The 8981-nt window shown below is 53.0% G+C and carries 10 protein-coding genes; all 10 read left to right on the top strand.

The window, feature by feature from the left end:
• Positions 1-8 precede the first annotated feature (8 nt).
• Positions 9-332 carry a flagellar hook-basal body complex protein FliE gene (gene fliE, locus H5U02_04455; GenBank protein MBC7341684.1) on the top strand — a complete coding sequence of 108 codons (324 nt, stop codon included), beginning with the start codon at positions 9-11 and terminating at the stop codon, positions 330-332.
• A gap of 21 nt (positions 333-353) precedes the next feature.
• Positions 354-1919, top strand: coding sequence for a flagellar M-ring protein FliF (fliF, locus tag H5U02_04460; protein MBC7341685.1), 1566 nt, complete (start codon positions 354-356; stop codon positions 1917-1919).
• 11 nt (positions 1920-1930) lie between these two features.
• The gene (fliG, locus tag H5U02_04465) at positions 1931-2941 is read left to right on the top strand and encodes a flagellar motor switch protein FliG (GenBank protein ID MBC7341686.1); all 1011 of its coding nucleotides are present in this window, start codon (positions 1931-1933) and stop codon (positions 2939-2941) included.
• Positions 2931-3647, top strand: coding sequence for a hypothetical protein (locus H5U02_04470; GenBank protein ID MBC7341687.1), 717 nt, complete (start codon positions 2931-2933; stop codon positions 3645-3647). Before fliG ends, H5U02_04470 begins: the two co-directional genes overlap by 11 nt.
• On the top strand, positions 3647-4984 hold the full coding sequence (fliI, locus tag H5U02_04475; protein ID MBC7341688.1) for a flagellar protein export ATPase FliI: 1338 nt from the start codon (positions 3647-3649) through the stop codon (positions 4982-4984). The genes H5U02_04470 and fliI overlap by 1 nt, the downstream gene beginning before the upstream one ends.
• Positions 4977-5438, top strand: a complete 462-nt coding sequence (gene fliJ, locus H5U02_04480; GenBank protein MBC7341689.1) for a flagellar export protein FliJ — start codon at positions 4977-4979, stop codon at positions 5436-5438. Before fliI ends, fliJ begins: the two co-directional genes overlap by 8 nt.
• Before the next feature lie 51 nt (positions 5439-5489).
• The gene (locus H5U02_04485) at positions 5490-6764 is read left to right on the top strand and encodes a flagellar hook-length control protein FliK (GenBank protein ID MBC7341690.1); all 1275 of its coding nucleotides are present in this window, start codon (positions 5490-5492) and stop codon (positions 6762-6764) included.
• Between the two features lie 30 nt (positions 6765-6794).
• Positions 6795-7235: a hypothetical protein gene (locus H5U02_04490; GenBank protein MBC7341691.1), complete on the top strand. Its 441-nt coding sequence runs from the start codon at positions 6795-6797 to the stop codon at positions 7233-7235.
• The gene (locus H5U02_04495; GenBank protein MBC7341692.1) at positions 7232-7615 is read left to right on the top strand and encodes a flagellar protein; all 384 of its coding nucleotides are present in this window, start codon (positions 7232-7234) and stop codon (positions 7613-7615) included. Before H5U02_04490 ends, H5U02_04495 begins: the two co-directional genes overlap by 4 nt.
• Before the next feature lie 86 nt (positions 7616-7701).
• A complete protein-coding gene (locus H5U02_04500; protein MBC7341693.1) occupies positions 7702-8940 on the top strand; it encodes a flagellar hook protein FlgE in 1239 nt (412 codons plus the stop codon).
• Positions 8941-8981 lie beyond the last annotated feature (41 nt).

Consider the following 8981-nt stretch of genomic DNA (forward strand, 5'->3'; position numbering starts at 1 on the left):
CTTTTGCTATGACCATTGCCAATTTGACGGCTATTGGCCCAGTTAGCAACTTGGTTTCTCCGCAAGGGGTGGCAAATCCACAAAACCAGCAGAGCCAACAAGGCTCTGCACCCCAATCATTTTTGACGGCGCTAAAGGACGCGTGGAATCAAGTGAACTACTTGCAGGAACAAGCTGATCAGGTAACTCAGGCCTATTTGGCGGGTCAAATCCAGGATGTGCATCAGGTGATGATTGCTACTGAAGAGGCCAATTTGGCGTTGCAACTGACGGTACAAATCCGTAACAAGATAATTGAGGCCTATCAAGAGGTTTCCCGGATGCAAATCTAGGTCGCCAAAGGAAGGTCACAGATGAATCTTAACGGACTCCTTATTCGCTTCAACCGTTGGTGGACGAACCTTAGTCCAACCAAAAAAATCGTATACCCGGCACTATTGGGAGTAGCGCTGGTTGCTATAGTTGTTGGCACCCAAAGGCTGACGCGGGTAGAATATGCTCCCCTATTCGGCAATTTGGATCCTCAAAGCGCCAGTGCGATTGTGGAAAAGCTGAAACAAGATAAGGTTCCGTATCAGCTGGCAGACAACGGCGCCACCATAATGGTGCCAAAGGATCAGGTATACGACCTCAGGCTGCAAATGGCCGGTAGCGGTTTGGTAGCTGGAGGCGGAGGCAAGGGATTTGAGTTATTTGACCAGAATCAACTGGGATTGTCCGATTTTCAGCAACAAGTGGATTACCAGAGAGCTTTACAGGTGGAGCTCCAACGAACCATTGGGTGGATGGATCAGGTGGACCAGGCCCGGGTGCATATTACCATGGCGCAACCGAGCCTTTACAGCCAACAGGAAAAGCCTGCCCAAGCGGTAGTCAGCTTGCGGCTTAAGCCGATGGCCAAGCTCAGCCCTGAGCAAGTTAAGTCTATTGTTTACTTGGTTTCTGGCGCGGTGGACAATTTACCGCCAGAGAACGTTAAAGTAATTGATACCAGAGGCGAAGTGCTGAGCGACTTGATCCTAGCAGACCTGTCTAGCTCTTCAAGTTCTCCTTCCACTGGAGTTCAGCAGGAGTTAAAGCGTAACTTCGAACGCGACTTAGAAAAACGGATCACTCAAGTCTTGGACCAAGTCTTAGGGCCCAACAAAGCAGCGGTAATGGTTAGCGCCAATTTAGATTTTAGTCAACACGAAGTTACGCGGATTGAGTACGGCCCCAACAACGTATTACGTAGCGAACAGGTTATCCAGGAACAGACCACCGGCGCTGGCCCGACGGGAGGAATTCCTGGCACGCCATCCAATGTTGGCAATTATCCTATTCCCCAGACTGGTGGGCAGCAAGGTAGCAATCGGTCGCAAACTACCAGAAACTATGAGGTGACGCAAAACCAAGACCGGATAGTGTATGCGCCAGGTCGGTTACAGAACCTTTCAGCTTCAGTGGTGCTAGATGGGGCATTGCCGCCACAGACCATAAGCCAGGTGCAAAACCTGGTGGCAGCAGCTATTGGTTTTCAGCAGGCCAGGGGAGATCAGATTAATGTCACCAGCATCCCGTTCGACCGAAGCTGGGAGCAGCAACAGCAGCAGGAAATGCAGCAAGCTGCTCAGGACGAGGCTCGTCGACAGGCCCTTAAACGATACATCACCTTGGGAGCCATAGGGCTGGTAGCATTGCTGCTTGTAGTTGGCACCCTGATCTGGCTCAGGCGGCGTTCACAGGCGGTACCTGAGTTGGCAGGGGCAGAGCTTGCGGGCGTACCTGTGGCAGCCACAGGTGACGTAGCCCCCATAGAGTTGGCTCCGGAACAGCAAAAAGAGCGAGACCGGCAGGAGAAGGTGCGGGAGAGTATACGCAAGCAACCTGATCAGGCGGCGCAATTGTTGCGGACTTGGGTAGCTGAGGACCGGACGTAGGGGTGGGATCGTTGGCAAAAGGGAAGGAACTTACTGGTTTAGAAAAAGCGGCCATATTCCTTATCACTATTGGTCCGGAGCTGTCGTCCCTAATACTCCGCGAGCTCTCCCAAGAAGAAATTGAGCGCATTAGCCAGCAAATTGCCAATACCAGCAAGGTTGATCCGGCGGTTCAGATAGAGGTGCTAGAAGAGTTCCTTCAGCTGAGTCAGGCGCAGCAATACATCATCCGCGGAGGTATCGAGTACGCTCGGGAGGTGCTGGAAAGGAGCCTGGGGCCGACCAAGGCAGCAGAGATTATCCGGCGATTAACCGAAAGCTCGCGCATCAGGCCTTTTGGCTTAGTCAGAAAGACCGATCCCAAGCAGCTAGTTAACTTCATTAGCAATGAGCATCCTCAAACCATTGCCTTGATCCTGTCGTATTTGGAGCCAGAACAGGCAGCAGTAGTTTTGAGTTCGCTTCCTCAGGAGGAACAGACTGAAATTGCCAAAAGGATTGCCATCATGGAGCGGACTTCGCCGGAGGTCGTTAGAGAAGTGGAAATCATCCTGGAACGTAAACTATCTTCATTGGTCAGCCAGGATTTTACCATAACTGGCGGCGTCAAGACCTTGGTGGACATACTTAACCGAGTTGACCGGGGCACTGAAAAGACCATTTTAGAGGCGCTAGAGCAGGAAGACCAGGAGCTAGCGGAAGAGATTCGGAAGCGGATGTTTGTCTTTGAGGACGTGGTTACCCTGGAGGACAGCGCTATTCGCCGCGTCTTGCGGGAGGTAGATACCAAAGATCTGGCTTATGCCCTTAAAGGTTCAAGCGAGGAAGTTCAGAAGCGTATTTTCAAGAATCTGTCCAAACGAGCTGTGGAAATGTTGCAAGAAGATATGGAGCTGTTAGGACCGGTACGTTTGCGAGACGTGGAGGAAGCCCAACAAAAAATTGTCCAGGTTATTCGCCGGCTGGATGAGACCGGGGAGATAATCATCTCGCGGGGTGGAGAAGATGCCATTGTCTTCTAGGGTGATTAAGCATGTGCCGGTTGACCCCGGGCGATTTCGAGAAATCTGCTTTACGCAAAGGCTTCAGGTGCAAGTTAATCACCCCGAGGCGTGCCCCAGTAATACACTTGTTTCATCAGAAGCAGCCCGGGAAGAAGCTCAAGCCCTAATAAAGCAGGCAAAAGCTGAATCCGAGGCGCTGGTAGCTGCCGCCCAGCATGAAGCCCAGAGCATTAGAGCAGCAGCTGAGAAGGAGGGTTATCAAGCTGGGTACCAGGAGGGGCTTAGCCGTGGTTTGGAAGGTGCAAAACACGCCCGAACCCAGGCTGTAAAGGTCCTCAAGGAAGCACGGAAGCTAAAAAACAAAATAGTACTTGAGAGCGAGCAAGAGATCGTCCGCTTGGCCTTGCACATGGCGGAGAAGATTATTCGCAAAAGCGTGGAGCTCGATCCAGCTATCGTCGTATCCATCGCCCAAGAAGCGTTACGAAGACTTTGCGAAAACCAAGATTACATTATCTTTGCTCACCCATCAGACGCCGAGCTGATTCGGGAGAAGAAAGACGAACTCATGGCCAACCTGGACCACAGAGCTACCCTTCGTATCCTTCCGGATGAGAGCATAGAGAAGGGCGGCTGCCGGGTGGTTACCGAGGATGGAGAACTAGTTGCAACTATAAATAGCCAGCTGCAAGAGTTGAAACGCTTATTGGCTGGTGATGACTGATGTACGTTAACCTAGATTTTCAAAATTACCACCGGCAAATTGACGAATCTGACCTGTTAAGGGCCGTGGGTAAGGTTACCGAGGTAGTCGGCTTAACAGTGGAAGTGGCAGGGATAACGGCTTCGGTTGGGGAGATCTGCTTGATCCATGTGCCCGGGAACGCTCACCCCGTTCAAGCAGAAGTAGTTGGTTTTCGGGCCCGACATACCTTGGTTATGCCCCTAGGTGAACTGGGGGGAATCGCCCCTGGCTGTCCAGTGGTGCCAACTAGAATGCCACACCGCGTCATTGTAGGTTCGGCAGTTCTGGGTCGGGTGCTGGACGGCTTGGGCCAACCTATCGATGGACAGGGAATTCCTCTGCGAGGACAGTGGTATAAAGTGAACAATTCACCTCCGGGCCCCTTGCAGCGGAGGCGGATTACGGAACCTTTGGAAACGGGAATCAAGTGCATAGACACGCTTTTAACCTGTGGTCAGGGGCAGAGAATAGGTATTTTTTCTGGCAGCGGGGTTGGAAAAAGTACCCTCCTGGGAATGATAGCGCGCCACAGCAGCGCAGATGTTAATGTAATTGCCCTGGTTGGGGAGCGAGGCCGAGAGGTATTGGACTTCATTGAAAAAGATTTAGGCCCCAAAGGTTTGGAACGGTCGGTAGTGGTAGTAGCTACCTCCGACCAGCCAGCATTAGTTCGAATCAAGTCGGCTTTGGTAGCAACTACCTTGGCCGAGTACTTCCGGGATCAGGGCATGACGGTAATGTTAATGATGGATTCAATCACCCGTTTTGCGATGGCAATGCGAGAGGTAGGGCTAGCGATTGGTGAACCACCGGCTACCAGGGGTTATCCACCCTCGGTATTTGCCGGCATGGCCCGGTTGCTGGAGCGTTCCGGAACCTCGCTAACCGGTTCCATCACTGGGCTTTACACGGTGTTAGTGGACGGGGATGACATGAATGAGCCCATAGCAGACGCTGTTCGTGGCATTTTGGACGGTCACATCGTCCTCTCACGGGAACTGGCCTCTCGCAACCACTTTCCGGCAATTGATGTCTTGCAAAGCGTAAGCCGGTTGATGCCGGAACTGGTCTCTGAGTCTCATAAAAACTTGGCAGCTAAGGTTAGAGATATTCTGGCCACATATCGTGAGTCTGAGGACTTGATTAATATTGGTGCCTACAAGGCTGGGTCCAACCCGCGCATCGACGAGGCCATAAGATTGCACGGGCCCATAGAGAGCTTTCTCCGGCAGGGGATCGAAGAAGTCTTTCGCCTTGGAGATAGCGTTGCTGCCTTAGAAGCAATACTGGGGCAGGGAGGAGCGGGGGATGCGTAGATTTGTATTCGGCTTAGAGAAGGTGTTGGATTATCGCCAAGCCATAGAAAAAGCAGAAAAGGCTCATCTGGGAGAAGCAGAACGATACCTGGAAAGGGAACGGGAGGTCCTGGCAGCTTGGTGCCAACGCTGGGAAAAGGAGTTGGAGGTAACACCGGCAGGGACAATCGATATTGGCCAGTGGCAACACCGGGATCAGTACTTGGGTTATGTGGATATGAGAATGGAAACGCAGAAGCAAGTAGTTGGACAGGCTGAGAACCAGGTAGAAGCCCAGCGGCAGAAGGTTATAGCTGCAATGCAGGAACGGGAAGTGGTAAGCAAGTTAAAGGATAGAAAGCGCAGGCAGTATATCCAGGAAAGTCTGCGGCAGGATCAAAAGGTGCTAGATGAGGCGGCCAGTAGTAGGTTCTTGCTCAAAAAGCGAACCAAAGGTGCAGGCCAGGTGCTGTAATTGGGATAGGCCAAGGCTTAAGGAATCAGGAGCTGAAAGGAGGTGATGAATATGATCGGGGTTGTGACTGGAGAAGCCTTGCCGGCAGCTGGACAGGCAAACACCAAGGTCAACCAGGAGAATCTCCCAGCTCTAGCCGAGGCGGGCTTTGTAGAAATGTTGTTGTCGCTTCTGGCCGACCCGTTGGTGCTGGCTCGGCCAACTCCAAGAGATTCGCAGAGTCTGATCGAAACAGGGCTCGGGCATCCGGAGATGATAAGCAACATGCCAGAGTATCCGTTACCAGGCGGTAATGCTGGCTTGAGTTTGGACCATGGAGCTCAGGCTATAAGCAACCACTCAGCCGAGATGGCGGTGCTCCAGGGAACTGAGGGGAAGGACCCAACAGTTATCACCGGCCCGAAAGGTCAGGTGGTGCTGGCGGATACTGTAGTGCCTGGTGGTACTGCTGCATCCACCGTCCAAGGGACTGAGCCGATAATATCTGGTCGGTTGGCATTGTCTCCGGGAGTGCTCGGCTCAGAGGGCGTTGAGGAAAAGGGGTTGCTGGGAAGGCTTCAGGCGAAAGCGGAGAAAGGAGAACATGGTCAGCGAGCCATTAGCGCTAGACCTGGAAAAGCTGAAGTAGCTTCTTGGGAAGGACCTAAACCTCAAGTGGGGATGAACCTGGTTTCTCGCTCGGAACCCGCCTTTGGTATGAGAATGGCGGCCACTTTGGATTCTGAAAATGTGCCCGGCGAGATCCTGATTAGGCACCTACAGGCGGAAGCTTCCGGGGGGGAGGTAGCGATGGCAAAAAAGAACCAATCGCTGCCCGCTCCACCGAACGGTGCTGTAGGTGAGCAAGTGGTGGTGTGGTCTCAAAACCGTCTGGACTTTCCCCAGGTGATGACGGCCGCACCTGAAAGGCTGCTCCAAGAAGTCCTGGTCTATGCTCGGCCTGAGTCGACCAAGGCTAGGCTCAAGTTAGAGACTGATGGGCTTGGGGAAATCCGGGCTAACTTGGTGTGGAAAGCAGGGCAATTGGATGCGAGCTTCCAGGTAAGTCACCAGCAGGCGGCCCACTTTTTGCAGCAAGGCTTCGGGGAGCTGCGAGATAGATTGGCCAGCCAGCAGGTGCCGGTAGGTGAATTGATGGTGACGGTAGAGGATGGACAGCAAAACCATAGTTTCCAGCACACCCACCAGCAGGGACAGGAGGTGCTGAAGCAAGAGGTAGGCGCGGTCACCAGGGTTGGAGGCAGTTACAGTACTGCCCAAGCTGGAGGTAGAACAGCTGGCCCAGCTGAGGAGTTAGGTTGTCGAGATGTAAACCTGTTAGTGTAGCAATTACGATATCGACGAGGGGGAAGGAACTTGAGTCCAGTAGGAGCTATCAATTCGTCTAATCCACAGGTTGCGGCAGCCACTAGTTTGGCTAGCACGAATGTTAGTCTTAATGGGCTGACCAAGAACACGTTCTTGCAAATGCTGGCCGCTCAGATTCGCTATCAGGACCCAATGGCTCCTATCGATAACAGCACCTTAGTGAGCCAAATGGCGCAATTGGCCACTATGGAGGTTCTCCAGAACTTATCTGAGCAGGTCAGCCGCTTTGAGCAGTATGAGAAGGTGATGTTGAGCGCGACTCTGATCGGGAAACAGGTGTCGGTGCGCGACCACGATGGCAGGAGCATTGAGGGGGCAGTGGAGGGTATTTCCTTTGAGAAGGGCCAAGTCTGGGTAAAACTGGGCGATTCTAGCTACCCGGTGGAATCGGTGGAAACGGTTTGGTCCCACGGTGGTGAAACTAAATGAGCGAAGGTGTTTCTTTAACCACGGGTGTCAAGGGGCCTAGCCCAGGTGGACCAGGAAGTGCCTTGGGCCAAGTTCGAGGGGCGGTAAAGTTTGACCAGGTGCTGGAGCAGGCCCAACGAGAAATGCGACTGCCACGGTTTTCGGCCCACGCCCTGGCTAGGTTGGAGCAGCGCCAGATTCACTTGACTGCCAAGCAAGTGGACGAGATTGGTAGGGCTATGGCTCGAGCTCGAGAAAAAGGAGCGCGCCAATCCCTGCTACTTTATGGGGATCTGGCTATGGTAGCCAGCATCGGCAACAACACCATAGTTACCGCTCTGAATGGCGCGGAAATGAAGGAGCGAGTTTTTACCAACATCGACAGCGCGGTAATCATTTGACGCCGCGGATAAGTTAGGGCCGGTCCGCCAGGGGGCCCACAGCCGCGGAGCGACGGAAGCGGCTGAGAGCATAAGGAGGGAACATCATGCTTAGATCCCTGTTTGCGGCAGTTTCAGGTATGCAAAACATGCAAACCAAAATTGACGTTATTGGTAACAACATAGCTAACGTCAATACCACCGGATTTAAATACGCCCGGGTAAAGTTTCAGGACATGTTGAGTCAGACCTTGCGCGGTGCTTCTGCGCCCCAGCAGGGCCGGGGCGGCATCAATCCTTCCCAGGTAGGCCTGGGGATGGTTCTGGGCTCTATCGACAACATCCATACCCAAGGTAGCTTGCAACCTACCGGGCGCCCAGAGGACCTGGCTATCCAAGGGAATGGCTTTTTTGTGGTTAGCGATGGTTCGAGGGTTTTCTATACTCGCGACGGATCTTTCTCCCGGGGAAGCGATGGAGACTTGGTTAATGCTGCTACCGGCATGAAAGTACTAGGCTGGACTGCGGCTTCAGACGGAACCATCGACCCTACTGGACCTGTCGGTCCCATCAATATTCCCTTGGGCGAGAAAACCATAGCCAAGGCAACGGAGAATATAGTCTTTATGTATAACCTGGACGCAAACGCTGCAGTTAACGATACCCATTCAGTGTCAGTGGATGTTTATGATAGCCTCGGGGTCCGGCACACGCTTACATTCACCTTTAAGAAAGGAACGAACCCCAACGAATGGACTTGGGATGTGACAGGAGGAACTGATGCTGGTACAATCGACAAGCCAACGGACACTACCCTCAAGTTTAACATGGATGGATCACTGGAATCGCCAACTACCCCCCCGGAAATTAAGTTTACCCCTACCAACCCTAATGCTGCCGAAGTAAGTATCAAATTAAACTTTCGCGCTGTTACCCAGCTGGCGGCCCCTAGTACCCTGGATTATAAATATCAGGATGGATTTCCTCCTGGGGAGCTGGAGGGGTTTACCATTGGCTCGGACGGAGTGATAAGCGGGACTTACTCCAATGGGCTGGTCAGGAACTTAGGTCAGATTGCCCTGGCGGCTTTTGGTAACCCCGAAGGTTTGCTCAAAGCCGGGGACAACTTGTACCAGATAACCAGCAATTCGGGCGAACCCCGGATAGGGACTCCAGGCACCCAGGGGCGAGGAACGATCCAGACGGCTACCTTGGAGATGTCCAACGTAGATCTGGCCCGGGAACTGACGGAGATGATCATTACCAGTCGGGCGTTCCAAGCTAATTCCCGGGTGGTGACTACTTCCGACGAGATCTTGCAGGAGCTGATTAACTTGAAACGTTAGGCGTGAGGCGGCGCCAGCCTCAAGCCTTGGCTTGAGGCTGG

It is taken from the genome of Clostridia bacterium, from assembly GCA_014360065.1.
Classification (GTDB): Bacteria; Bacillota; DSM-521; order Neomoorellales; family JACIYF01; genus JACIYF01.

Coding starts and splice junctions, on each gene's coding strand:
- H5U02_04495 (MBC7341692.1), top strand. CDS start 7,232: ATGAGCGAAGGTGTTTCTTTAACCACGGGTGTCAAGGGGCCTAGCCCA.
- fliF (MBC7341685.1), top strand. CDS start 354: ATGAATCTTAACGGACTCCTTATTCGCTTCAACCGTTGGTGGACGAAC.
- fliJ (MBC7341689.1), top strand. CDS start 4,977: ATGCGTAGATTTGTATTCGGCTTAGAGAAGGTGTTGGATTATCGCCAA.
- H5U02_04500 (MBC7341693.1), top strand. CDS start 7,702: ATGCTTAGATCCCTGTTTGCGGCAGTTTCAGGTATGCAAAACATGCAA.
- H5U02_04485 (MBC7341690.1), top strand. CDS start 5,490: ATGATCGGGGTTGTGACTGGAGAAGCCTTGCCGGCAGCTGGACAGGCA.
- fliI (MBC7341688.1), top strand. CDS start 3,647: ATGTACGTTAACCTAGATTTTCAAAATTACCACCGGCAAATTGACGAA.
- fliE (MBC7341684.1), top strand. CDS start 9: ATGACCATTGCCAATTTGACGGCTATTGGCCCAGTTAGCAACTTGGTT.